This is a genomic window from Rhizobium leucaenae USDA 9039 (genome assembly GCF_000426285.1).
GTDB classification, from domain to species: Bacteria; Pseudomonadota; Alphaproteobacteria; order Rhizobiales; family Rhizobiaceae; genus Rhizobium; species Rhizobium leucaenae.
On sequence record NZ_AUFB01000012.1, the window covers coordinates 47,161 to 70,662 of the forward strand.

23 protein-coding genes are annotated in these 23,502 nt (G+C 59.6%); 16 read left to right on the forward strand and 7 right to left on the reverse strand.

Features of this window, described 5'->3' with window-relative positions; all coding sequences use genetic code 11:
• Nucleotides 1–28: 28 nt before the first annotated feature.
• A complete protein-coding gene (locus tag K290_RS0118605) occupies nt 29–628 on the forward strand; it encodes a glutathione S-transferase (protein ID WP_028753341.1) in 600 nt (199 codons plus the stop codon).
• Nucleotides 629–879: 251 nt separating this feature from the next.
• Here the strand turns inward: K290_RS0118605 and K290_RS0118610 are convergent, their stop codons facing one another.
• On the reverse strand, nt 880–1,512 hold the full coding sequence (locus K290_RS0118610; protein ID WP_028753342.1) for an outer membrane protein: 633 nt from the start codon (nt 1,510–1,512) through the stop codon (nt 880–882).
• A gap of 360 nt (nt 1,513–1,872) precedes the next feature.
• Here K290_RS0118610 and K290_RS0118615 point away from each other — a divergent pair, with 360 nt between their 5' ends.
• From K290_RS0118615 to K290_RS0118635, 5 genes are all read left to right on the forward strand, one after another.
• Complete coding sequence (locus K290_RS0118615) at nt 1,873–2,640, forward strand: SDR family oxidoreductase (RefSeq protein WP_028753343.1); 768 nt, start codon at nt 1,873–1,875, stop codon at nt 2,638–2,640.
• Nucleotides 2,637–4,679, forward strand: coding sequence for an excinuclease ABC subunit UvrC (gene uvrC, locus K290_RS0118620; RefSeq protein ID WP_028753344.1), 2,043 nt, complete (start codon nt 2,637–2,639; stop codon nt 4,677–4,679). The genes K290_RS0118615 and uvrC overlap by 4 nt, the downstream gene beginning before the upstream one ends.
• A 210-nt stretch (nt 4,680–4,889) precedes the next feature.
• Nucleotides 4,890–5,477, forward strand: coding sequence for a CDP-diacylglycerol--glycerol-3-phosphate 3-phosphatidyltransferase (gene pgsA, locus K290_RS0118625; protein ID WP_028753345.1), 588 nt, complete (start codon nt 4,890–4,892; stop codon nt 5,475–5,477).
• Complete coding sequence (moaD, locus tag K290_RS0118630) at nt 5,477–5,731, forward strand: molybdopterin converting factor subunit 1 (RefSeq protein ID WP_028753346.1); 255 nt, start codon at nt 5,477–5,479, stop codon at nt 5,729–5,731. Before pgsA ends, moaD begins: the two co-directional genes overlap by 1 nt.
• 124 nt (nt 5,732–5,855) lie before the next feature.
• On the forward strand, nt 5,856–6,323 hold the full coding sequence (locus K290_RS0118635) for a molybdenum cofactor biosynthesis protein MoaE (protein WP_028753347.1): 468 nt from the start codon (nt 5,856–5,858) through the stop codon (nt 6,321–6,323).
• 3 nt (nt 6,324–6,326) lie between these two features.
• Here the strand turns inward: K290_RS0118635 and K290_RS0118640 are convergent, their stop codons facing one another.
• On the reverse strand, nt 6,327–7,223 hold the full coding sequence (locus tag K290_RS0118640; RefSeq protein WP_028753348.1) for a branched-chain amino acid ABC transporter permease: 897 nt from the start codon (nt 7,221–7,223) through the stop codon (nt 6,327–6,329).
• Nucleotides 7,224–7,287: 64 nt separating this feature from the next.
• Here K290_RS0118640 and K290_RS0118645 point away from each other — a divergent pair, with 64 nt between their 5' ends.
• Together K290_RS0118645 and K290_RS0118650 are read left to right on the forward strand one after the other, a co-directional pair.
• A complete protein-coding gene (locus tag K290_RS0118645) occupies nt 7,288–7,839 on the forward strand; it encodes a CGNR zinc finger domain-containing protein (RefSeq protein WP_028753349.1) in 552 nt (183 codons plus the stop codon).
• Complete coding sequence (locus K290_RS0118650) at nt 7,836–8,345, forward strand: hypothetical protein (RefSeq protein ID WP_028753350.1); 510 nt, start codon at nt 7,836–7,838, stop codon at nt 8,343–8,345. The genes K290_RS0118645 and K290_RS0118650 overlap by 4 nt, the downstream gene beginning before the upstream one ends.
• Before the next feature lie 73 nt (nt 8,346–8,418).
• On the opposite strand, the gene ndk is transcribed toward K290_RS0118650, so the two are convergent.
• Nucleotides 8,419–8,841 carry a nucleoside-diphosphate kinase gene (ndk, locus tag K290_RS0118655; RefSeq protein ID WP_028753351.1) on the reverse strand — a complete coding sequence of 141 codons (423 nt, stop codon included), beginning with the start codon at nt 8,839–8,841 and terminating at the stop codon, nt 8,419–8,421.
• Between the two features lie 229 nt (nt 8,842–9,070).
• Between ndk and K290_RS0118660 the strand changes: the two genes are divergently transcribed.
• The 6 genes from K290_RS0118660 to K290_RS0118685 all read left to right on the forward strand — a co-directional run bounded on the left by K290_RS0118660 (nt 9,071) and on the right by K290_RS0118685 (nt 16,722).
• Nucleotides 9,071–9,583 (forward strand): DinB family protein, encoded by a 513-nt coding sequence (locus tag K290_RS0118660; RefSeq protein WP_028753352.1) that lies wholly within the window; start codon nt 9,071–9,073, stop codon nt 9,581–9,583.
• Nucleotides 9,584–9,746: 163 nt separating this feature from the next.
• Complete coding sequence (locus tag K290_RS0118665) at nt 9,747–10,253, forward strand: hypothetical protein (RefSeq protein WP_028753353.1); 507 nt, start codon at nt 9,747–9,749, stop codon at nt 10,251–10,253.
• Nucleotides 10,254–10,300: 47 nt separating this feature from the next.
• Nucleotides 10,301–12,190, forward strand: a complete 1,890-nt coding sequence (locus K290_RS0118670; protein ID WP_028753354.1) for an ABC-F family ATP-binding cassette domain-containing protein — start codon at nt 10,301–10,303, stop codon at nt 12,188–12,190.
• A 239-nt stretch (nt 12,191–12,429) separates the two neighbouring features.
• Complete coding sequence (locus tag K290_RS0118675) at nt 12,430–13,287, forward strand: polysaccharide deacetylase family protein (protein WP_028753355.1); 858 nt, start codon at nt 12,430–12,432, stop codon at nt 13,285–13,287.
• A 123-nt stretch (nt 13,288–13,410) separates the two neighbouring features.
• Nucleotides 13,411–15,471, forward strand: coding sequence for a prolyl oligopeptidase family serine peptidase (locus K290_RS0118680; RefSeq protein ID WP_028753356.1), 2,061 nt, complete (start codon nt 13,411–13,413; stop codon nt 15,469–15,471).
• A gap of 144 nt (nt 15,472–15,615) precedes the next feature.
• A complete protein-coding gene (locus K290_RS0118685; RefSeq protein ID WP_028753357.1) occupies nt 15,616–16,722 on the forward strand; it encodes a TRAP transporter substrate-binding protein in 1,107 nt (368 codons plus the stop codon).
• Between the two features lie 42 nt (nt 16,723–16,764).
• Here K290_RS0118685 and K290_RS0118690 read toward each other — a convergent pair whose 3' ends face one another.
• Nucleotides 16,765–18,534: a TRAP transporter large permease gene (locus K290_RS0118690; RefSeq protein ID WP_028753358.1), complete on the reverse strand. Its 1,770-nt coding sequence runs from the start codon at nt 18,532–18,534 to the stop codon at nt 16,765–16,767.
• A complete protein-coding gene (locus K290_RS0118695) occupies nt 18,534–19,109 on the reverse strand; it encodes a TRAP transporter small permease subunit (RefSeq protein WP_028753359.1) in 576 nt (191 codons plus the stop codon). Before K290_RS0118695 ends, K290_RS0118690 begins: the two co-directional genes overlap by 1 nt.
• 232 nt (nt 19,110–19,341) lie before the next feature.
• Between K290_RS0118695 and K290_RS0118700 the strand changes: the two genes are divergently transcribed.
• Nucleotides 19,342–20,265 (forward strand): Gfo/Idh/MocA family protein, encoded by a 924-nt coding sequence (locus tag K290_RS0118700; protein WP_028753360.1) that lies wholly within the window; start codon nt 19,342–19,344, stop codon nt 20,263–20,265.
• Nucleotides 20,266–20,527: 262 nt separating this feature from the next.
• On the opposite strand, the gene K290_RS0118705 is transcribed toward K290_RS0118700, so the two are convergent.
• Complete coding sequence (locus K290_RS0118705) at nt 20,528–20,977, reverse strand: DNA polymerase III subunit chi (protein ID WP_028753361.1); 450 nt, start codon at nt 20,975–20,977, stop codon at nt 20,528–20,530.
• A gap of 32 nt (nt 20,978–21,009) precedes the next feature.
• Nucleotides 21,010–22,506 (reverse strand): leucyl aminopeptidase, encoded by a 1,497-nt coding sequence (locus K290_RS0118710; RefSeq protein WP_028753362.1) that lies wholly within the window; start codon nt 22,504–22,506, stop codon nt 21,010–21,012.
• Nucleotides 22,507–22,713: 207 nt separating this feature from the next.
• Between K290_RS0118710 and K290_RS0118715 the strand changes: the two genes are divergently transcribed.
• Nucleotides 22,714–23,496 (forward strand): phosphatase PAP2 family protein, encoded by a 783-nt coding sequence (locus K290_RS0118715; RefSeq protein ID WP_028753363.1) that lies wholly within the window; start codon nt 22,714–22,716, stop codon nt 23,494–23,496.
• The last annotated feature ends 6 nt before the right edge of the window (nt 23,497–23,502 follow it).

Sequence of the window (23,502 nt, forward strand, 5' to 3'; positions counted from 1 at the left end):
ATTCTTCGCCCATCGCATAGGTAATCCCATGAAGCTTCTCTGCTCGCCCCCTTCCCCCTTTTCCAGCAAGGTGCGGATGGCAGCCCGCTATCTCGGCATCGAACTCACCGAAATCCACGTTGACACCAATGCCGGCCCGGCCGTGCTGGTCGACAATAATCCGCTCGGCAAGATCCCGACGCTGCTGACGGAAGACGGCGTGTCGATCTTCGACAGCCGCGCGATCATGCATCATTTCCACCGGCAGAAGGGCAAGAGGCTTTATCCTGCCAAGGATAGCCAACGCATTGAGGCCGAGGTGCTGGAAGCGCTTTGCGACGGCACCAACGAATGCCTCCTGTCGATCGTCTACGAGCGGCGCCTGCGCGATCAGGAGAAGCAGCACCAACCTTGGATCGGCCGGCAGTGGACGAAGGTGAGCCGCACGCTCGCCCATCTCAATGCCGAACCGCCGAAGGTCGGCAAGAAGCTGCATGGCGGGCATTTTGCACTCGCCTCCTTGCTGGGCTATCTGCAACTGCGCTTCGAGGGACAGTGGGAAGCGGACCACGCCGACCTCATCGATTGGCCAGGCAAGTTCGAGAAGCATTTTCCGGATTATCAGGCGATGAAACCGCAGCAGGCTTAAAGCTCGTCGCGAGCTTTCAGATTCGCTCCGACGCTTTAGCTCTTTGTTTTTGCATGTCGTTCTCGCAAAACCGCCGCACACTTTTGCGCGACATGCATTAGCTCTGGCAGACAGCCTCAGTCTTCCCGAAATCGACGAAAGCGCGCCGCCTCGACAGACTTTCCGAAGGACGCGCTTAAATATTCAGAACCGTGAAACGGAAAAAGCCGGGGCGCGAACCCCGGCTTTCGTCAGATTATGCCATCAAATTATTAGAACTTGACGCCGATACCGACCTTAACGCTCTGCTCGTCATAGCCGCGCGAGAAGCTGCCGGAGTCGAGGTTGAAGTCCTTCTTGCCGTAGTCGGTGTAACGGTATTCGAGGCGAGCCGTGATGTTGTTCGTCAGGAATGTTTCAGCACCTGCACCGACCGTGTAGCCAACAGCCGTCTTGCTTTCGGACGAGGTAGCGTCTTCGAGCTTGTTCTGGCCGATTGCCAGACCGGCCGTGCCGTACAGCATGAACGGGTTGAAGTCATAACCGATACGGCCGCGAACCGAGCCGTTTACGCCGTTCTTGGCGGTGAGGCCGTTGCGGGTCGAGTCGGAGTCTGCGTAGCCGATGTCACCTTCAACGCCATATACGATCTGACCCTGCTGCCAGTTGTAGCCGGTGAAAGCGTCACCGCCGAAGGCGTAGGAGTTGCCGTTGTGATTGAAGTGGCCGGCATTCCAGTCGCCAGCGCCACCGATGTAGAAACCGGACCAGTTGTTGACCACCGGCGGGGCTTCCTGAGCGACGGGCGGCTGCGGAACCTGCTCCACAGCGTCGGCTGCATGAGCCACAGTGAAGCCGCCGAGAGCAAAACCAGAGACCATGAGGGTCGTGATGAGAGTACGCATATTTTTCTCCTTTCAGTCCCGTGTTCTTCGTCTACTGTTGACCTCGAAGCACCACGAGCAATTACAAGATGTCCCTCCCGGATCGGGACTGAAATTGGAATGCAATTGAGGAATTCGAAGAGCTAAAATATGATATCATTGTGGCACAGAGGTGGCTGAATTTCGATGTTGCTTCAACGCAACAGAGGAATTGTTAACCATAATGATTGGTTAATGCAGGTATACTTATTTTAATCGAAATATAACTGAAGCTTTACATAAGTTGTTGCTGCCCATCGCGATGCAGAAGCATCTTTTCATGTGGTGTATCGAAGCCCTATATGAGTGCCAGTTGGGTAATGGCGACGAAAAGGCGAGAAGTTGAGCCAGGAAAAACTACGCACCGCGCTGATATCAGGTGCATCTAAAAGAATAGGCAGGGCGATCGCAGAGGATTTGTCGGCTAACGGCTTTGCGGTGGCGCTGCATGCCAATCAATCGCTGGACGTGGCAGCCGAAGTCGTGGCGAAATTGCGGCAACAGGGCAGAAAGGCGATCGCCATCAAGGCCGACCTGCAAAATTCGGCGGAAACATCAACGCTGATCGAAAGGGCTGTTTCAGAGCTTGGACCGCTGGATCTTCTGGTCAACAACGCCTCCGTTTTTCAGACCGATTCTGCCGACCATTTCGACGCCGAAGCGTTCGATGCGCATTTTGCCGTGCATGTCCGCGCGCCCTCCATCCTCGCTGCGGATTTCGTGCGGCAGCTTCCGAAGGATGTCCCCGGGCTGATCGTCAACATTATCGACCAGCGCGTCTGGGCGCTGAACCCGCGCTTCTATTCCTATACGCTATCGAAGGCTGCCCTGTGGACGGCGACCCAGACGATGGCGCAGAGTTTTGCGCCTGATATCCGGGTCAATGCCATCGGTCCCGGTCCGACGGTGCGCAGCGTCCGCCAGACGGAAGAGGACTTCCAGGCGCAGATCGATGGGCTCATATTGAAGGTGGCGCCCGGGCTTGAGGAATTCGGTCGCACCGTCCGCTTTCTTTTTGACACGCCTTCGATCACGGGCCAAATGATAGCGCTCGATGGCGGCCAGCATCTTGCCTGGGAAACGCCTGACGTGTCGGAGAGCATGGAATGAACGGACGAAAGCTGCCCGACGGCGGCATTCTCTATGACGAATCAGAAGACATTGAAGACGACGTCGAGGTGGAAGGCGATGCCGGCGCCTCCCCCGTCGTGCCTGTCGACTGGAACGAAGGCGGCAAGAACGAAACCGGTCTTCGGGGCGCCGAGCTGATCGCGGAATTCGTCAAGCGCCTGCCGAACAATCCCGGCGTCTACCGCATGTTCAATGAAGACGGCGACGTGCTCTATGTTGGCAAGGCCCGCAGCCTGAAGAAGCGCGTCGCCAACTATGCGATGGGCCGTGTGCATTCCAACCGCATCGCCCGCATGGTGCGCGAAACCGCCAATATGGAGTTCGTCACCACCCGCACCGAGACCGAAGCACTGCTGCTGGAAGCGAATCTGATCAAGCGCTTACGGCCGCGCTTCAATGTATTGCTGCGGGACGACAAGTCCTTTCCCTATATTCTCATTACTGGCGATCATCGGGCGCCGGCGATCTTCAAGCATCGCGGCGCGCAGGCCCGCAAGGGTGAATATTTCGGCCCCTTCGCCTCAGCGGGCGCCGTCGGCCGCACTATCAATTCGCTGCAGCGCGCCTTTCTGATCCGCACCTGCACCGACAGCGTTTTCGAGACGCGCACGAGGCCCTGCTTGCTCTATCAGATCAAGCGCTGCTCGGGGCCTTGTACGCGCGAAATCAGCGATGAGGGCTATGCCGAGCTGGTGCAGGAGGCGAAGGACTTCCTTTCCGGCAAAAGCCAGAACGTCAAGGCGCACATGGCGGAAGCCATGAACGCTGCCGCCGAAGACCTCGATTTCGAGCGCGCCGCCGTCTATCGGGACCGGCTGGCGGCGCTCTCGCATGTGCAGAGCCATCAGGGCATCAATCCCGCCGGCGTCGAAGAGGCCGATGTCTTCGCCATCCATCACGAGGGTGGCATTTCCTGCATCCAGGTCTTCTTCTTCCGCACCGGCCAGAACTGGGGCAACCGCGCCTATTTTCCGAAGGCCGATCCGTCGCTTTCCGGCGCCGAAGTGCTGAATGCGTTTCTCGCGCAATTTTATGACGACAAGCCCGTGCCGAGGCAGATCCTGCTGTCGGAGACGGTGGAGGAGATCGAGCTGCTGGCCGCCGCCCTCAGCGAAAAGGCGGCGCATAAGGTCACCATCCTGGTGCCGCAGCGTGGCGAGAAGCGCGATCTGGTCGATCATGTCGTCGCCAATGCCCGCGAGGCACATGGCCGCAAGCTTGCCGAAACTGCCTCGCAATCGCGGCTGCTCGCAGGCTTCAAGGAGACGTTCCAGCTTCCCTACGTGCCGCAACGCATCGAAATCTACGACAACTCCCATATCATGGGCACGAATGCGGTCGGCGGCATGGTCGTGGCCGGACCGGAAGGATTCGTCAAAGGCCAGTACCGCAAGTTCAACATCAAATCGACCGACATCACGCCCGGCGATGACTTCGGCATGATGCGCGAAGTCATGACCCGTCGCTTCTCTCGCCTCTTGAAGGAAGAGGGCAAGCCGGACCGCAGCCCTGATGCGGAAACGGCAGCCGTCGATGCCGCCGATCAGCCCTTCCCCGCCTGGCCGGACGTAATCCTCATCGATGGCGGCCAGGGGCAAATGACGGCGGTGCGTGCCATTCTCGAAGAGCTCGGAATTACCGACAGCGTCATCGCCATCGGCGTTGCCAAGGGTGTCGATCGCGATGCCGGGCGCGAGCGCTTCTTTGCGCCCGCCCGCGAGAGTTTTACCCTGCCGCCACGCGATCCCGTGCTCTACTTCATCCAGCGCCTGCGCGACGAAGCGCATCGTTTCGCCATCGGCTCGCACCGGGCACGACGCAAGAAGGAAATGGTGAAAAACCCGCTGGATGAAATCGGCGGCATCGGCCCTTCGCGCAAGCGGGCGCTGCTGCAACACTTCGGCACCGCCAAGGCCGTATCACGCGCGGCACTATCCGACCTGATGACGGTCGAAGGCATATCGGAAACCGTGGCGCGGCAGGTGTACAACCATTTTCACGAGGACGCCGCGAAATAAAAGAAGCTGGTCGCAAATTCCACGTAATGAGGATGAAAAAACAGAAACAATATTGACGGCAAGCTCCTCACACCGCCATCTAGGGCATGATCCCAAGAGGCGCGGGACGGTTTTTGGATAAGATCATGCTAAATCGAATAGCTGGAAAGAGATGACGCCTTGGGGGAGGCCATTTTGGTCCAGTGAAACAACTGAAACGAAACGATTTCCATGGCTTCGCGCGCATATAGCATTCCCAATCTGCTCACCTATGGCCGCATTCTCTGCGTGCCGTTGATCGTCCTGTGCTTCTTCATCGAAGGCAAACTGGAAGGGTCCGACTTTGCGCGCTGGATCGCGCTGTGGATCTTCATCGTCGCCTCGATCACCGACTTTCTGGATGGCTATCTTGCCCGCATCTGGAATCAAACGTCGAATATCGGCCGCATGCTCGACCCTATCGCCGACAAGCTGCTGGTCTCTGCGATCCTGCTGCTGGTCGCGGCCGACGGCACGATTGCGGGGTGGTCGCTCTGGGCTGCCATCATCATCCTTTGCCGCGAAATCCTCGTCTCAGGCCTGCGTGAGTATCTGGCGGCGCTGAAGGTCAGCGTGCCGGTGACGCGCATCGCCAAATGGAAGACGACCGCCCAGCTTGTCGCCATCGCCTTCCTGCTGGCTGGGCCGGCAGGCGACAAGGTGCTACCCTATACGACGGAGACCGGCATCGTCCTCCTCTGGATTGCGGCGCTGCTGACCATCTATACCGGCTACGATTATTTCCGCGCCGGTTTGAAGCATGTCGTGGATGAGGACTGATGACGAAGCTCGTCTATTTCGCCTGGGTACGTGAGCGGATCGGCAAGGGAGAGGAAGAGATTTCGCTTCCCGCCGAAGTGATTACCGTGGGCGATCTCCTGAATCATTTGAAGACCTTGGGCGAGGAATACGAGACGGCACTTCAGTTTCCGGAGGCGATCCGCGTCGCCATCAATATGGAACATGCCGACCACGACGAGCCTATCGCCGGAGCTCGCGAGATCGGGCTTTTTCCGCCGATGACAGGTGGGTGAGGAGCGGTCGGGCGAAGCCCGAGCAATCGATCCAGTGAATCGATTGCAGCGACGAACGCCCTGAGCCCTAGCGAAGGGCCGGGAGTCTCCGCAAACTCTTTCAGAGGGCTATAGGAAATTGCCAATGATTGCACCATTCGTCAAAGTCCAGCGCGAGGATTTCGACCTTCGGGTCGAAATCGACCGCCTGACGGAAGGGCATCATGATATCGGCGCGGTGGTCACCTTTTCCGGCCTCTGCCGCGACGAGGGCGGAGCGCTCGGTGCACTGGAACTCGAACATTATCCCGGCATGGCGGAAGCGGAGATCACCCGCATCGCGACGCTCGCGATCGAACGCTTCGAGCTTCGCGGCCTGACCGCCATTCACCGCTACGGCAAAATTGCACCCGGAGAAAACATCGTTCTCGTCATCGCCGCCGCCTCGCATCGGCAAGCCGCCTTCGACGGCGCCAATTTCCTCATGGATTTCCTGAAGACTTCGGCGCCGTTCTGGAAGAAGGAACATGCGAAAGACGGGAAAGAGGGCGATTGGGTTTCGGCCAAGGATGCGGACGATGCCGCGCGCGCCAAGTGGGCGGATAAGGACTGATCCTTACGGAACCACACGCTCCCGCCGGCTTAATACCAGCAGCAGGACGAGCAGCGAGAAGATCACGAAGTCGCGCCACAGGAACGGTCCGTAGGCGCCCCACATGGTCTCGAACAGGCCGAGCAACGCCGCGCCGCCAGCCGATTTCAGCGGATCGGAATAGCCGCCGACAGCGGCTATCATCAGCACCTTCAGCCCAAACATCAGCCCGGCGCCGAAATCCATCGTGCCGTAATAGCAGGTCGCGAGCAGGCCGCAGGCGGTTGCGACCAATGCCGAGGCGACATAAGCCAGCAGAAAGACGCGATTGGCACTCGTGCCGCAAAGCTCGGCCGCCAGCGCATCATCCGTCACCGCCCGCCAGATACGGCCCCATCCGGTAAATCTCAGCACATAGGCTCCGCCGAGGATCACCAGAACCATCAGCGCCGTGTTGAGAAGCTGGATCTCGGTCAATGTGACCCGGAAATTGCCGCTATCCCAGAAGACGATCATGTCATTCAGGAAAGGCGGCAGCCAGATGCCACGCGTATTGGAGGCCAGCCGCGCCGTCTCCATCAAGATGATCATCATGCCGAGCGCTGCGACGATGATCGTATTGGGCGATTTGCGCGACAGCGGCAGCATGACCGACCGGCCGATGAGAAAGCTCGTCCCCAGCGTATAAGCGAGCGCGATGGCGCCGCCGAAGGCGAGTGCTGCCGGCAGAATGAGAAACATCCTCGTGTAGCCGACGTCGGTAAACAGCACCAGCATCTGACCGGAAAAGGCGAAAAGCGCACCATAGGTGATATCGGCCCGCTTCATCACGCCGAAAGCAACGGCATAGCCGAAAGCCAACGCCGCATAGAGTGCGGCGAGCGGAACGGCATTCGCCAATTGTTGAAGGAGATAGGCCATAGAACCTCCGGATGTCGACGAATAGTAACTAGTAAAATCCATTTTACCAGTTATAATTTAGCGCATGAGCTTTTCCTGGACCCCACATCGGTTTTCCGGCGGTGCGCTGGCGCTGGACGTCGCCAACAGCGTCATAATGCGCCACGACGACGAGCGGCGCATCGATCGTTTCGAGGCGCAGGGGCAGATGGAAAGTTTTCCGAAAGCGGCAGTGAATTTCTGCGCCGAGCGGGCTTTGTTCGGCGATATCTTGCCGGTGCGGCAGGAGAATAAATCCGGCTTTATCGATCTGCGTGAGGCGATCGACGGCTATTTTCGCGCCCGTGTTCTCGACCGTGACGCCGACACGCTGCTCGCCGATCTATTGGAGGCGCAGTCGAAGGTGCTGCGGCGGGCCGCGTCGTCTGATGGGCTCGATGCCGCAACCGTGCATTCGACGCTGAGGCTCATTGCCATGCCGGATCCGGACCGCATGAAAATCTGCCGCAATTGCGGCTGGCTGTTCATCGACCGCAGCAAGAACAAGAGCCGGGCCTGGTGCGACATGGCGGTCTGCGGCAACCGCGCCAAGGCGAACCGGCATTATCGCCGCAAGAAGGAGGAGAGTGCACCATGAGAACCCAGGCAATCGTTTTGATGGCCGCAATTGCGGGCCTTGCGCTTGCCGGTTGCCAGCGGCAGGCCGAAAACGGCCCGACCGAACTGAGCGGCCGGCTCTTCGTCTTCGACTATCGTGTCGCAACCGCGAACTACATGATCACGCTGAAAAAGATCGCGCCGATCCCGGAAGGGACGACGGCGGTCGCGGAATTCGAGAATCCGATGGGTGGCGATCCCCTGGTAGTGCGGGAAAAGATATATACGTTCTGGGACAAGATCACGCTCGAAAGTCCGGATCTGCGCTGCGTCCGCAAGGACCGCCCCTATTCCGTCTCGATCAAGCTGGTCGATGCCAAAGACAAGACGATCCAGACCATCAAGACCGAGGTGAAATCCGATCTCGATCAGACCGTGCTGCCGACAAGGGCGCTTGTGGTCGGCCCGGGCTACACGAAGAACCCGGATGTCTTCAAAGCCGATGGCAGCATCGACTATGGGCATGACGAGGCCTGTCCGGCATGAAAAAGCCGAGGGCCGAGACCCCGGCTTTCTTCTTTCAATTCAATCTCTTCAGCGCGAAGGCTGATTGACTGATTCAGCCGACGATTTCGGTTTCGGAGAACCAGTAGGCGATTTCAACTGCAGCGGTTTCCGGAGCGTCCGAGCCGTGAACGGAGTTTTCGCCGATCGACAGAGCGTGGATCTTGCGGATCGTGCCTTCGGCAGCGTTGGCCGGGTTGGTCGCGCCCATGATTTCGCGGTTCTTCAGGATGGCGCCTTCGCCTTCCAGAACCTGAACGACGGTCGGGCCGGAGGTCATGCCTTCAACGAGTTCGCCGAAGAAGGGACGGTCCTTGTGAACGGCGTAGAAGCCTTCGGCTTCGCGCTTGCTCATCCAAACGCGCTTGGAAGCGATGACGCGCAGGCCATTGTCCTCAAAAATCTTGGTGATGGCGCCGGTCAGGTTACGCTTGGTTGCGTCCGGCTTGATCATCGAAAAAGTGCGTTCAATCGCCATGGGTCAATTCCTTGTCGTCAGAGAAAAGTGGGCGGTCTTTACCCGCCCCACAGCCTGAAAACAAGGGGGACGCGCCAATTTCACGCTGCTGTCACAGTCCGGATGCCCGATTCGGAGCGAGGCCGAAAGCCAGTTGGGCAATCCCATCAGCAAATTTTGTAGACACCATCAGCCCCATTTACGCCTTTCTATTCTACGCTTGCTTCATTGCTCTTGGAGGAAGATGAGGATGCTGAGGCATTACAGAATGCTCGCCGACTATAACCGCTGGGCCAACGCACTGCTTTACGATGCCGCCGCCCAACTCAGCGACGCCGAATATCGCCATAACCGCGGCGCATTTTTCGGCTCGCTGCATGGCACGCTCAACCATATCCTGGTCGGCGATCGCGCCTGGATGCATCGTTTCACCGGCACGGGAGAGATGCCGGCGGCCTTGGATCTCACACTGCATGACACTCTCGGGGATCTTCGCGCCGTTCGGGAGGTTGAAGACTGGCGCATCATCGATTGGATAGACACGCTCGATAGTGACGCGCTTGCCGCGGACATCAGCTACACGCCAATCATCCAGCCGGGGACCACCATTACCCATCCGTTGGGGCCAGCCGTCGCGCACTTCTTCAACCACCAGACCCACCATCGCGGCCAATGCCATGTGATACTGACGGGGATGGGCAAACCGTCGCTGGGTCTCGATCTGATTTATTTCCTGCGCACGGACGGGAAGCGCTGGATGTGAAGCGTGGCGCGAGCCGCTTCTTCCCCAATACAGTTTGACGTTGTTCGACTGTCTAATTTTGTTGCAAGATCATGTCGGTATGAACGGTCCGTTCATGTTGCCTTAACCTGCGCCCCTGCAAATTCAGCAAATATATCAGTTCGCGGGTGAGCAGAGAGCAGGCATGAAGAATTCGCAGGCAGGTGTTTCGGCGTATCCCACCGGCAATGACGAGAGCGATGCAGCCACGGACCTCGAGATGATTGGTCGCTACATGGCCAAGCTGAAGGTCAAGGCCCTGCCGCGCAACTACCAGCTCTTTCATGAAGCGCTCTATGCCCCGGATCGCCGGATCGCCAGCGAGATCGCATCACTCGGCCCTTCCCCCTCGCAAGCCAGCCTCGACGAGATCGGCTTGAAGCATCGCCTCGTCAGCCATTGCAGCCTCGTCGCCCGAAAGTCCGAGGCCGATGCAGCCGAGATGCTGCGCGAAGTGGCCGAGCAACTGGCCGAGGGGCTGCTGAAGAAGCAGAGCTTCGCCCGCGAGATCGAAACGGCACCCCATGTCGCTGCCGCCATGGACAGTCTCAATGCCTCGCTGAGCAATCTGCTGCTCTATGAAACCGAGCTGACGGAGAGGCTGAGGGACTGCGCCGGCCCGCCGCCGCGAGCGCGCAGCAGCCGCGTCTAAGCTCTCCGGCTCTTGCCTTCGGCGCGGAGTTCGGCCAAAACCGCGCCATGATTTCGATTTCCGACCTTTCCGCCCGCATTGCCGGCCGCCTCCTCATCGACCACGCCAGCGTGACGCTTCCGGCGGGCACGAAGGCGGGGCTTGTCGGCAAGAACGGCGCCGGCAAGTCGACATTGTTCCGCGTGATCACCGGCGATCTCGCCGCTGAAAGCGGCTCGGTCTCCATTCCGCGCAATGCCCGCATCGGCCAGGTGGCGCAGGAGGCGCCGGGGACCGAGGAGCCGCTGATCGAGATCGTGTTGAAGGCCGACAAGGAACGCAGCGCCCTGCTTGCGGAAGCCGAAACGGCGACCGATCCGCATCGCATCGCCGACATCCAGACGCGCCTTGCCGATATCGGCGCCCATTCGGCCGAAGCGCGCGCCGCCAGCATTCTCGCCGGTCTCGGTTTCGACCATGAAGCGCAGCATCGCCCCGCCTCTTCCTTTTCCGGCGGCTGGCGCATGCGCGTGGCGCTCGCGGCTGTGCTGTTTTCCGAGCCCGACCTGCTGCTGCTCGACGAGCCGACCAACTATCTCGACCTCGAAGGCACGCTCTGGCTGGAAGATTACATCCGCCGCTATCCGCATACGGTCATCATCATCTCGCACGACCGCGACCTTTTGAACACGGCCGTCAATTCCATCGTCCATCTCGACCAGAAGAAGCTCACCTTCTATCGCGGCTCCTACGATCAGTTCGAGCGGCAGAAGGCGGAGGCCGACGAGCTGCAGATGAAGGCGAAGGCGAAGAACGAGGCGGCGCGCAAGCACCTGCAGAGTTTCATCGACCGCTTCAAGGCCAAGGCGACGAAGGCCCGGCAAGCACAATCGCGCGTTAAGGCGCTGGAGCGAATGGGCACGGTCGCCGCCGTCATCGAAGATCATGTGATGGGCTTCAGCTTTCCCGAACCGGAAAAGCAGGCGGCATCGCCGATCATCGCCGTCAGCGGCGGCGCGGTGGGCTATGAGCCCGGCAAGCCGATCCTGAAGCGCCTCAATCTGCGCATCGACGCCGATGACCGCATCGCCCTGCTCGGCTCCAACGGCAACGGCAAATCCACCTTCGCGAAATTCGTCTCCGGCCGCCTCGATGCCGAAAGCGGCGATGTGAAGCTGGCGCCGAACCTGAAGATCGGCTTCTTTGCCCAACATCAGCTCGACGACCTCGTACCCAACCAGACCGCCGTCGAGCATGTTCGCCGCCGTATGCCCGACGCGCCGGAGGCGAAGGTGCGCGCCCGCGTCGCCCAGATGGGCCTTGCGACCGAGAAGATGGATACGCAGGTCAAGGATCTCTCCGGCGGCGAAAAGGCACGGCTGCTGATGGGGCTTGCTGCTTTCGACGCACCGAACCTTCTGATCCTCGACGAACCGACCAACCATCTCGACATTGACAGCCGCAATGCGCTGATCCAGGCGCTGAACGACTATTCCGGCGCGGTCATTCTGATCTCGCATGATCGCCATCTCATCGAGGCGACGGTCGACCAACTGTGGCTGGTGCGCGACGGCACGGTTTCCACCTTCGACGGCGACCTGGAAGATTATCGCAGCCTCGTCGTCGCCAGCCCGAAGCCGAGGGACGACAAGGGCAAGGTCAACGGCGCCGACGATTCCGTCTCCAAGGCGGACCAGCGCAAACTCAATGCCGACCGCCGCGCGTCGCTTGCGCCGCTCAAGAAAAAGATCAACGAAATCGAATCCTTGACCGGCAAGCTGGAGAAACTGATTCAGGCGCTTGATACGGAACTTGCAGATCCTGCCCTCTACGAGAAGGCACCCGCGAAGGCCGCCGAGAAGGCCAAACAGCGCTCCGACGCGGCGGAAAAGCTTGCCGCCGCCGAAGAGCAATGGCTGGAGCTTTCGTCTGAATATGAAACCGGGATGGCCGGTTAAACATCGCATTTTCAGGTGGAACTGCCCTGAAGCGGCAACATGCGCCAATTTCAAAGGCTTAGAGCAATCTTTGTTCGTTCGGATGAACGCGCAGCGCTCTAAAAATAGTTAATGCCTGAGGCATCCGTGCGTCAGAACTAACCGATCATTAACCATAATCGGAAAAAATGCGCCCAACATTCATTAATGTATTGTTGAGCGATTCTAATGACCTTCCGTCTTCTCCTGGCCGGCCTGCCGTGTCCTTATCCCTTGCCGGCTGCGCAACCAAACCGGCCAACGATGCCTCGCTGAAGACGAGTTTTGCTGAGGAAGAGCCGCATCATAAGCCATTTAAGGCGAGCGACCCCATCGACATGGAGCCGACCAAATGGGCTGGCGCGGAGCTTGAGACCAGAGAAACGGGCGATACCGGCGGCCCGCATCACCTTGTCGGGCGCACCTTGGAAGTGTCTTCGCTGCACGACCTCAAGCTGAGTGACAAGGAAGTTATTCTCAGCTTCGACGACGGTCCGGCGCCAGGAAAGACGGAGCGCATCCTCTCCACGCTCGACAAATTCGGCGTCAAGGCGACCTTCATGATGGTTGGCGAAATGGCGGAGGCGCATCCGGCCACCGCCCGCAAGGTCTTTGCCGACGGAGACACCATCGGCAGCCACACCTTCCGCCACCCCGATCTCGACAAGATGAGCTTCGACATGGCGATGGCCGAAATCGCCCGCGGCGAGCACGCGGTAGCCAAGGTCATCGGGACGGATGTTTCCTTCTTCCGCTTTCCCTATCTCGCCGATTCCAAGCGCCTGCGCACTGCCGTCGCCATGCGTGATCTCGTCGTCATGGATGTGGATATCGACAGCAAGGACTATTTCAACTCGAAGCCCTCCGCCGTCGTCACCCGCACCATGGACCAGTTGCACAAGCGCGGCCGCGGCATCATCCTGATGCACGATATCCACCAGCGCACTGCCACCATGCTGCCGACCCTTTTGGCGCGTCTCGAAAGCGAGGGCTACAAGGTCGTAACGCTGAAATACAAGGGCACCTTCGCGCCGGCAACCAACCTGATCGCTCAGGCCAGCCTCAGGGTTCTGCGCTAAGGACGGAATAAACGTCAGAAAACCGCATGATGGAATAGATTCGGGGAAGCACAGTTGCGTCTCCGAATGTATTTTGATTTGATTATATATGAGTCACCGCATCAATCGCATATCAGGTCCCTTATGAATCTCCATCTCGAGCATGACGACGATCCACTGACACTGCAATTCGTCGCTGAAAGGGATGCACAGTCTGAACAGGCTCTGATGACGCCTGAGTTCGAGGTGGATCGGGCGGCAATCAAGGCTCTGATCGAACGTAAGGACCGGCTGATCCAGGTGGTGCGCCGCGGCAAGTGGCTGTTCGACTTCCACCGCAGCGCGGATCATCCTCTCGGCATGTGGTTCCGGTTGCCCGCCAATCTCGCTCCTTCACCCGATGCGCCCTGGGAACCGATCTTCGATCTCGACGCTTTCTGCGCTTCAGAGAACAAGCTTTGGCTCTGGCGCGGCGCAATTACCTGCCCTTGGGAGCCGACGCGGGTATTGCTTTGCCTCTCCGACGGCGGCTCCGATCTTGGACGTCTCTTGGAGTTCGATTGCGAAACCAAGAGCATCGTCGAAGGTGGATTCGACACGCCGCCGACGCGTTGTCATGCCACCTGGCTCAGCCGCGACGAGATCGCCTATTTCGGCTCGATCGACCGCCTCTCCTCGACGCGCTCCGGCTGGCCACGCGTCGGCCGCCGACTGAAGCGTGGACAGCCGCCAGCAAAGGCGCCCCTGCTCTACGCCACCGCCGACACCGACGTCTACGGCTCCTGCCTGGTTTTCGACCCCGTGCTTGCCGGCATTGCAAAGAAAGGTACGGCCAAGCCGATCCGCCTGTTCATCACCGGCCACGAAATCGGCAATTCCAGTGTTTTCATCAAGGAGCAGGATTTTTCGCTGCGGCGGATCGATCTGCCGAAGGACATCGACGTCCAGCTCAACTATTCCTATTGTCTCTGGCTCGCCAAAACCGACGAGCGGATACCGGCGGGCAGCCTGGCGGTGCAACCCTTGCCGCGGCAGGCCACCGATGCCGGCGCCGAGGCGATGCGCGTGTTGTTTTCGCCCGGCGAGCGGCAATCGGTGTCGCAGTTCCTGCTGATGCGCGAATGGTGCGTTTTCGTCGTTTCGGACAATCTGCAGCCTCGGCTTTTCGTCTTCGACCTGACCAACGCGGATGCGGCGATCCAGGAAATCGCGCTGCCGGCAGATGTCCAGACCGTAACCGTCTGGCCGCTCCATTCCGACCTCCATCTCGGTGACGACACGCTGCAGGTCTATGGCGAAGGTTTCCTACAGCCGCCCTCCTGCTATCGCCTGGAGCTTGCCAACCGCAAGAAGCCGCTTGACCTCATTCACACGGCAAGCTCCCCGGCCTATTTCGATACTGACGGCATGACCTCCGAATTGCTCGAGGCTTTTTCCGAAGACGGCACGAGGGTGCCCTACCGGCTCGTATTGCCGAAGACATGGACGCAAGGCGAACTGCCGGTGCTGATGTATGGCTATGGCGGCTTCGATTTCTCGGTCCGTCCGCAATATTCCGCCGTCATCGGCCGCTGGCTGGAACAGGGTGGCGCCTATGTGCAGGCCTATATCCGCGGCGGCGGCGAGCTCGGTCCGAATTGGCATCGCTCGGCCAAGGGTCATGGCCGCCAGAGGGCCTTTGCCGATTTTGTTGCCGTTGCCCGCGATCTCGCCGCGCGCGGCTATACAAAGCCGTCACGCATAGCCGCCAATGGCGGCAGCAATGGCGGGCTGCTGACCGGCGTGATGTTGACGCGCTATCCGCGCGACTTCGGCGCGATCTGGTGTCAGGTGCCGGTGCTTGACATGAGCCGCTTCCATGTCTTCCCCGCGGGCAAGGCCTGGATCGATGAGTATGGCAATCCAGACGAGCAGGCTGACCGCGATTATCTGCTTTCCTATTCGCCGCTGCACAATCTGAAACCGGCCTCGGAAATCACCTATCCGCCCATCTATATCGAGAGTTCCAGCAATGACGACCGGGTCCATCCCTCGCATGCGCGGCGGTTTGCAGCGCGTATGGAAGAACTCGGCCATCATCCGCTGTTCCACGAATTCCACACGGGCGGCCACGGCGGCGACGGCGCATCGACCGAACTCGCGGCGCGAATCGCGCTAGGTTACAGTTTCCTTCGGGAGACGATCGTGAAGCCGCGTGAAAGTTGAGTTCAGCCCTTTAGACATCAAACAAAAATCAGCAGTTGCAAGATTATTCGACGCGCTTGAAACGCCTTTGATGACATGGTTAGTTGCGTCGTGATTTCGAATAGCGGGCCCACCCGCCCGCTCACCTCTGGGGGGAGTAAATAGATGGATCGTCGTTCATTTCTGAGGAAAGCCGGCGTTGCCGGCGCAGGCTCGGTTGCAGCAGCAGCGCTTGCGGCTCCGGCCATTGCTCAGAGCAATCCGAAAATCAACTGGCGCCTGACCTCGTCCTTCCCGAAATCGCTCGACACGATCTATGGCGGCGCCGAGGTGCTGTCCAAATTCGTCTCGGAAGCGACCGACGGCAACTTCACCCTCCAGGTATTCGCCGCTGGCGAAATCGTGCCCGGCCTGCAGGCTGCAGACGCGACCTCGGCGGGCACGGTCGAAGCCTGCCATACGGTCTCCTACTATTATTGGGGCAAGGATCCGGTGTGGGCGCTCGGCGCTGCCGTTCCTTTCGCGCTCAATGCCCGCGGCATGAATGCCTGGCAGTACCATGGCGGCGGGATCGACATGTTCAACGAATTTCTGGCGACGCAGGGGCTGATCGGTTTTCCGAGCGGCAATACCGGCGTACAGATGGGCGGATGGTTTCGCAAGGAAATCAATACGGTAGCCGATCTCAAAGGTCTGAAGATGCGCATCGGCGGCTTCGCCGGCAAAGTGGTGGAGCGCCTCGGCGTCGTGCCGCAGCAGATCGCGGGCGGGGACATCTATCCGGCACTTGAAAAGGGCACGATCGATGCCGCCGAATGGGTAGGCCCATATGACGACGAAAAGCTCGGTTTCTACAAGGTCGCGCCCTATTACTATTATCCCGGCTGGTGGGAAGGCGGTCCGACCGTACACGTCATGTTCAACAAGGCGGCCTATGAAGGCCTGCCGAAGGCCTATCAATCGCTGTTGCGCACCGCCGCCCAGGCGGCCGATGCCGACATGCTGCAGAAATACGACTATCTCAATCCTGCAGCCATCAAGCGTGTCGTGGCCGAGGGCGCGAAGCTGCGTCCGTTCAGCACCGATATCCTGAACGCCTGCTTCGACAAGTCGAACGAAGTCTATGCCGAGATGGAAGCATCGAACCCGACCTTCAAAAAGATTTGGGAGTCGATCAAGGCGTTCCGCGGCGGGCACTATCTCTATGCCCAGGTCGCAGAATACAGCTACGACGTGTATATGATGACGCAGCAGCGTGCCGGCAAGCTTTGATCGAAGGAACAATACCTTCTCCCCGCCGGGGAGAAGGTAAGATCAATTGAATGAGGGCGGCTGACTGAGATCGATCGCGGGCGGATTTTTCTTTTCTCCGCCCTGATCCGCCGGCTTGTTGTCCAGCGGATTGGCGCCAGGAAGCTGCAGGCCGCCCGGCAAGCCAAGACCGCCGCCATTATCCTGGCCGGGCACACCAAAGCCCGGCACCTCGATCTTGATCGTGTTGGGATCGACGCCGGCGCCCGCGTCCTTGTAGTGCATGACCATCTGCGGAAACATGATCGTCAGTGCCACCATCAGGACCTGAATGCCGACGAAGGGTATCGCCCCCCAATAGATCTGCCCCGTCGTCACTGGTGCCGTTTTTTTGCCGGTGACCTTGTCGAGGTAAGGCACTTTTGCAGCCACCGAGCGCAGATAGAACAAAGCAAAGCCGAAGGGCGGGTGCATGAAACTCGTCTGCATGTTGACGCCAAGCAGCACGCCGAACCAGATCAGGTCGATACCAAGCTTGTCGGCAGCGGGCGCCAGCAGCGGCACGATGATGAAGGCGAGTTCGAAGAAATCGAGGAAGAAGGCCAGCACGAAAACCAGAAGGTTGACGACGATCAGGAAACCGACCTGCCCGCCCGGCAGCGAGACCAGCAGATGCTCCACCCAGACATGGCCGTTGACGCCGTAGAAGGTCAGCGAAAACACGCGCGAGCCGATCAGGATGAACAGCACGAAGGAGGAGAGCCGTGTCGTCGACGCGAGTGCTGAGCGCACGACATCCATGCTCAATCGTCCCTTCGCCGCCGCCATCACCAGCGCGCCGGTCGCGCCCATCGCGCCGCCCTCCGTCGGTGTTGCGATGCCGAGAAAGATGGTGCCGAGCACGAGGAAGATCAGCGCCAGAGGCGGGATCAGCACGATGATCACCTGTTGGGCGAGCCGCGACATCAGATTGAACTTCATCGTCTTGTCGATGACGGCGACGACATAGATAAAAGCGATACCGACGGTTGCGCCGAGAATATCGGCATTTTCACCATAGCTCGGCGTCAGGTAGACATGGGCCGCATAGGCAACGCCGGCGCAGACCAGGAGCGCGATGAAAAGCGAGGTCACGCCGGAACCGAGCGAGCGCGCCTCCTTCGGCAGCGCCGGCATTGAGTTCGGCCGGACGATCGACATGACCAGCACATAGAGCATGTAGATGCCGGTCAGCACCAGACCGGGAATCAGCGCGCCGGCATACATGTCGCCGACCGAGCGGCCGAGCTGGTCTGCCAGTACGATCAGCACCAGCGAAGGCGGAATAATCTGCGCGAGCGTGCCGGACGCGGCGATAACGCCAGACGCCAGGCTGCGGTCATAGCCATAGCGCAGCATGATCGGCAGCGAGATCAGCCCCATGGCGATGACCGATGCCGCGACGACGCCGGTGGTGGCGGCGAGCAGCGCGCCGACGAAGATCACCGCATAGGCGAGACCGCCGCGGATCGGGCCGAAGAGCTGGCCGACGGTGTCGAGCAAGTCCTCCGCCATCCCGGAGCGTTCCAATACGATGCCCATGAAGGTGAAGAACGGGATCGCCAGTAGCGTGTCGTTGGACATTACGCCCCAGAACCGGTCCGGAAGCGCATTGAGCAAAGGCCAGGAGAGATTGATGGAGCCGCCCGAATAAGGCGCCAGCTCGACGCCGATCCAGAAGAACAGCAGTCCATTGGCGGCCAGCGCAAAGGCAACGGGATATCCGATCAGCAGGAAGATGATCAGCGAAGCGAACATGATCGGAGCCATGTTCACGGCAATGAATTCGATCATCAGCGCGCCTCCCCCGCAGGCGTTTCGGCATCAAGGGGCGCATGGGTCGGCACGTATGGTGTCGGATCCTCCATATCCCCGCGCATAACGGCGATCTTCTTGATGATTTCGGAAACACCCTGCACCGCCAGCACAAGGAAGCCTGCCAGCAACAACGCCTTGCCCGGCCAGATGATCAGGCCGCCAGCACTGGACGAAACCTCGCCGGACATAAAGGACATACGCACATAGGGCACGAGATCATAGACCATTAAAAGCACGAAGGGCATGAGGAACAGGCAATGACCGAGCAGATCGATCCAGTGCTGGACACGCCGCGGCAAGGCACCGTAGACGATATCGATGCGGATGTGCTCGTTCTGCCCAAGCGTATAGGCGGCCGCGAGCATGAAGGCGGCGCCGAACAGATACCATTGCGCTTCCAGCCAAGCGTTGGACGAGGTGTTGAATACCTTGCGGACGATGGCGTTTCCGGCACTGACCAGCACGGCGATCAGAATGAGCCAGGAAACCGACTTGCCAATGATTTCCGTCACAGCATCTACGAGCCGGCTGAAGCCGAGCAATGCTCTCATCATTTTTCTCCCCCGCAGCGGTCTTCCCCAAGATCTTCTTGCCGCGCATAGGCAGAGTGCCGATTTCACGCTGTGAATCAAGAGCGTAAGCGGGTTTTCCAAATGTGACGGCATAGCCGCACGAAATGGAGGGCGTCCGTTTGATTGCTTGCAATTGCGCTTGCCGGCCTTGCCCACGCGCTGCATTCTGATAAAAGATCATGCAAATAATCATACTAATCGAGAGACACCCATGTCCCCCATCAACCTCGCCATCGTCGGCGTCGGCAAGATCGTCCGCGACCAGCACCTTCCTTCCATCGAGAACAATTCGGATTTCAAACTGATTGCCACTGCAAGCCGCCACGGCACGGTTGACGGCATTCCGGCCTTCACAAGCATCGAGGCGATGCTGGACGCGGTTCCCGGGATCGATGCCGTGTCACTTTGCATGCCGCCGCAATATCGCTACGAGGCTGCCTACAAGGCTCTCGAGGCCGGCAAGCATGTCTTCCTGGAAAAGCCGCCGGGCGCCACGCTGAGCGAAGTCGCCGATCTCGAGGCGCTCGCCAAGACAAAGCACGTGTCCCTTTTCGCAAGCTGGCATTCGCGTTACGCGCCGGCGATCGAGGCCGCGAAGGCTTTTCTCGCCGGAACGACGATCAAGAGCGTCCATGTCATCTGGAAGGAAGACGTGCGCCACTGGCATCCGAATCAGGAATGGATCTGGCAGGCCGGCGGTCTCGGCGTCTTTGATCCGGGCATTAATGCTCTGTCGATCGTCACCCACATCTTGCCGCCGCTGTTCCTGACCGGCGCAGTGCTGGAATTCCCCGAAAACCGCGATTCGCCGATCGCTGCCGACCTGCAGTTCAAGAGCGGCCAGGGGCTTGCCGTCCATGCGGAATTCGACTGGCGCCAGACCGGCAAGCAGAGCTGGGATATCGTCGCTGAAACCGAGGCCGGCCAGATGGTGCTTTCCGAGGGCGGTTCGAAGCTTTCCGTTAACGGCGAATTGACGTTCACCGCCCCGGAGGCGGAATATCCTTCGCTCTATCGCCGCTTCGCCGAGATCGTCAAAGCCGGCACGTCTGATGTGGACCTCGCCCCGCTTCGCCACGTCGCCGACGCCTTCATGCTTGGCAAGCGCAAGTTCGTCGAGGCTTTCCACGATTGAGATCGGCTTGAGGCGCGCTCACAGTGGGCGCGCCTTCCCGCATGACGCAATCAAGCCGATTCCGTGGCCACCTCGCCCTTCGAGGCCTTGCCGCAGGCGCGTCAAGCCACCTCAGGGTGAGGCGAAGAGAGTTTCGTGACTGGACGCAGAAAATCAGCCCTCACCCTGAGGTGCGGAGGCTATAAGCCGGAGCCTCGAAGGGCGAGGGCGGGTGACGGCTCGCCCCGGGCAATTCCGTCATTGGAGCCATAATTAAACTCAATCACGCCTTCTTCTCCCAGCGTCCGTCCTGAGTCTGCTGCCAATAGGTGAGGTTATGCCCCTCGCCCTTCAGCTTCTTCCACTGCGCGCGGGCACCTTCCAACTGCTCTTGATCGTAACCATCGAACATGAAAACCACGCGCTGGTAATTCCCGACATCCGAGGCTTCGGCGCCATCGATGAAGAAGCGGACCGTAGCGTTGTTCGGGTTGCCGAACGAGACAGTAAGCAACACCGGCTGCTTGTCCGGCATTTCTCCATTATCCGTGCCATGCGGCAGGAAACTGTCCTCGCGATAGGTCCAGAGGTGCGCGTCGAGAGCATCCCGCCGGGCTGGTTCGCGCGTCTGGATGGCGACCTGCCAGCCGCGCTCGAAACTTTTGTCGATCAGCGGCGGAAGGGCATCCTCTAGCTTCGATTCGGTCAGATGATAGAAAAGAACGTCAGTCATGCCGTTCCTTCTATCTCAAACGCTTTCGAACGTCACGATTCGTAGTTCCGGCGAACCAGCTCATCGAGCAGGCGCACGCCGAAACCAGAACCCCAGGACTGATTGATCTCATCCTGGATCGAGCCCATGGCCGTTCCGGCAATGTCGAGATGCGCCCAGGGCGTTTCCTGAACGAAACGCTTGAGGAACTGTGCGGCAGTGATCGAACCGGCATGGCGCCCGCCGGTGTTTTTCATGTCGGCGAACTTGCTGTCGATCATCTTGTCGTAGTCCTTGCCGAGCGGCATGCGCCATAGGCGCTCATTGGTGGCAAGGCCGGCGGTGGTCAGTTCATTCGCCAACTTATCGTCGTTGCAGAACAGGCCGGCATGCAGATTGCCGAGCGCGACGAGAATCGCGCCGGTCAGCGTCGCGAGGTTGATCATGAACTGCGGCTTGAAGCGGTCGTTGGTGTACCAGAGCGCATCGCAGAGCACTAGCCGGCCTTCCGCATCCGTGTTGATCACTTCGATCGTCTGGCCCGACATGGAGGTGACGATATCGCCGGGACGCTGGGCATTGCCGTCAGGCATGTTTTCGACCAGGCCGATGACGCCGATGGCGTTGACCTTGGCGCCGCGGGCGGCGAGCGCATGCATCAGGCCCGTAACGGCGGCAGCCCCGCCCATATCGCCTTTCATATCCTCCATGCCGGCAGCCGGCTTGATGGAAATGCCGCCGGTGTCGAACACCACGCCTTTGCCGATGAAGGCAACCGGCTTGTCCTTCGGTTTGCCGCCCTTCCATTGCATGATCACCAGGCGCGGCGGACGCACCGAACCCTGCGCCACGCCAAGCAGCGCGCCCATGCCGAGCCGGCGCATTTCCCGTTCGGTCAGGATCTCCACTTCGACACCGAGCTTTTCCAGCTCCTTGGCTTTGGCGGCAAACTCGGCCGGGCCGAGAACATTGGGCGGCTCATTGACGAGATTGCGCGCCAGAATCACGCCGTCGGCAATCGCCTGCGATGCAGCGAAAAGCTTCTTGGCGGCAATGGCATCCGCGGTGACGATCGTCACCTTGACGAGCTTCTGCGTGCCGTTTTTGTCCTCGTCATCGTTCTTCTTGGTCTTGTAGGCATCGAAACTATAGGCACGCAACAGCATGCCGAGGGCGAAATCGGCAGCCGCCTTGGCCTCGGTCTCACCGCCAAGTACATCGATAAAGATAGCAACCTTTTCCACGTTGCGGATTTTCGCAGCAGCGCCGCCGCCGAGCTTCAGCCAATCATGCGCACTCAGCTCCTTCGCCTTGCCCGTGCCGATGACGATGATCCGGTCGACCGGCGAGCCCTCGGGTGCGACGATATCGAGACTGCTCAGGCCTTTGGCGGTGAACCGGGCGATCCGTGCGGCCTTGGCGAACACCTTGGCCGGATCGGCACTCTCGGCCCCTGCCGGCAATTCACTGTCCGTGTCTTTCAGGAGAATGGCCAGGCCGCCGCTCAGCCGAGCCGATTTGGCAAAGGAAATCTCGAATTTCACAGACATTTCTGCTCCGATAACGCGTAGTGCAAAATAGAATTATACACTCCGGATCATTTAAGGTTTTGCTATCAAATACAAGCTTTTGGCGAAACATTCCGCGAAGAAACACCTCCGGGACCTTCAAATCCTTGTCATCTACCGCCGCTAGCTTGCGGCCCATGTATTGGGTATCGCCGCCTGCGCGGCGCGATCTTCCATCGGAACGCCGCCTTGATCATAGATTCCACCGGCTTCGATCGCCGGGATCGCTTCCCCGAAATCCTGCGACCGCGCACGGCGGGCGATGCTTTCGTCATTCTCTTTTGTCTCTGGTGGGTACTGCTCGGGCTGTTTTCAGTTCTTCCACAGGTCGATCTTGCCGTCGCCAACATGTTTTTCCTGCGCGAGCAATGCGTCCTTCCTGTCAGACCCGGTCAGATCTGCGGCATTTTCCCTTATAATGACGATCCGCACATGCGCCTGCTCAGGGAGATTTTCTTTCAGATACCCTATGTCGTCGCGATCGCTCTCTGCTGGATGCTGGTCCTGTGCTGGCAGCAGCATGGCGCAACCTTTAAAACGTTGAGAGCCCGCGATCTGAAAATCGCGCTTGGCTCGCTGCTCCTCGGCCCGGTGCTGATCGTCAACCTCTGGCTCAAGACCTTCTCGGGCCGTCCCCGGCCGCGGCAAACCGATCTCTTCGGCGGCATGCTCGATTTCGTTCATGCGGGTTCCTTTGCCGGAAAATGCGCCAGCAACTGTTCCTTCATTTCCGGCGAAGCGGCCGCTGCCGGCTGGCTGTTCTGCCTGATCTTCATCATCCCGCAGCCGGCGCGGACAGCCCTCGCCTTGCCGATCGCTGCCGTTTCGATTCTCATTCCGGCCCTAAGGGTGGCTTTCGGCGGTCACTACCTCTCGGATGCCGTTCTGGGCTGGCTTTCCTCGCTTGTCATATTCTCCGCTCTCGTGGCGTTATCCCAAACGACACACAGCAGAAGAAATTCAGAAAATTAACGAATT

What these genes read in the sequence shown, in the direction of transcription:
- K290_RS0118605 (WP_028753341.1), top strand. Translation starts at nt 29, where the DNA reads ATGAAGCTTCTCTGCTCGCCCCCTTCCCCCTTTTCCAGCAAGGTGCGG.
- K290_RS0118650 (WP_028753350.1), top strand. Translation starts at nt 7,836, where the DNA reads ATGAGAACCCAGGCAATCGTTTTGATGGCCGCAATTGCGGGCCTTGCG.
- moaD (WP_028753346.1), top strand. Translation starts at nt 5,477, where the DNA reads ATGACGAAGCTCGTCTATTTCGCCTGGGTACGTGAGCGGATCGGCAAG.
- K290_RS0118660 (WP_028753352.1), top strand. Translation starts at nt 9,071, where the DNA reads ATGCTGAGGCATTACAGAATGCTCGCCGACTATAACCGCTGGGCCAAC.
- K290_RS0118645 (WP_028753349.1), top strand. Translation starts at nt 7,288, where the DNA reads ATGAGCTTTTCCTGGACCCCACATCGGTTTTCCGGCGGTGCGCTGGCG.
- K290_RS0118680 (WP_028753356.1), top strand. Translation starts at nt 13,411, where the DNA reads ATGAATCTCCATCTCGAGCATGACGACGATCCACTGACACTGCAATTC.
- K290_RS0118695 (WP_028753359.1), bottom strand. Translation starts at nt 19,109, where the DNA reads ATGAGAGCATTGCTCGGCTTCAGCCGGCTCGTAGATGCTGTGACGGAA.
- K290_RS0118670 (WP_028753354.1), top strand. Translation starts at nt 10,301, where the DNA reads ATGATTTCGATTTCCGACCTTTCCGCCCGCATTGCCGGCCGCCTCCTC.
- ndk (WP_028753351.1), bottom strand. Translation starts at nt 8,841, where the DNA reads ATGGCGATTGAACGCACTTTTTCGATGATCAAGCCGGACGCAACCAAG.
- K290_RS0118710 (WP_028753362.1), bottom strand. Translation starts at nt 22,506, where the DNA reads ATGTCTGTGAAATTCGAGATTTCCTTTGCCAAATCGGCTCGGCTGAGC.
- K290_RS0118610 (WP_028753342.1), bottom strand. Translation starts at nt 1,512, where the DNA reads ATGCGTACTCTCATCACGACCCTCATGGTCTCTGGTTTTGCTCTCGGC.
- K290_RS0118635 (WP_028753347.1), top strand. Translation starts at nt 5,856, where the DNA reads ATGATTGCACCATTCGTCAAAGTCCAGCGCGAGGATTTCGACCTTCGG.
- K290_RS0118705 (WP_028753361.1), bottom strand. Translation starts at nt 20,977, where the DNA reads ATGACTGACGTTCTTTTCTATCATCTGACCGAATCGAAGCTAGAGGAT.
- K290_RS0118665 (WP_028753353.1), top strand. Translation starts at nt 9,747, where the DNA reads ATGAAGAATTCGCAGGCAGGTGTTTCGGCGTATCCCACCGGCAATGAC.
- K290_RS0118690 (WP_028753358.1), bottom strand. Translation starts at nt 18,534, where the DNA reads ATGATCGAATTCATTGCCGTGAACATGGCTCCGATCATGTTCGCTTCG.
- K290_RS0118700 (WP_028753360.1), top strand. Translation starts at nt 19,342, where the DNA reads ATGTCCCCCATCAACCTCGCCATCGTCGGCGTCGGCAAGATCGTCCGC.
- pgsA (WP_028753345.1), top strand. Translation starts at nt 4,890, where the DNA reads ATGGCTTCGCGCGCATATAGCATTCCCAATCTGCTCACCTATGGCCGC.
- K290_RS0118685 (WP_028753357.1), top strand. Translation starts at nt 15,616, where the DNA reads ATGGATCGTCGTTCATTTCTGAGGAAAGCCGGCGTTGCCGGCGCAGGC.
- K290_RS0118640 (WP_028753348.1), bottom strand. Translation starts at nt 7,223, where the DNA reads ATGGCCTATCTCCTTCAACAATTGGCGAATGCCGTTCCGCTCGCCGCA.
- uvrC (WP_028753344.1), top strand. Translation starts at nt 2,637, where the DNA reads ATGAACGGACGAAAGCTGCCCGACGGCGGCATTCTCTATGACGAATCA.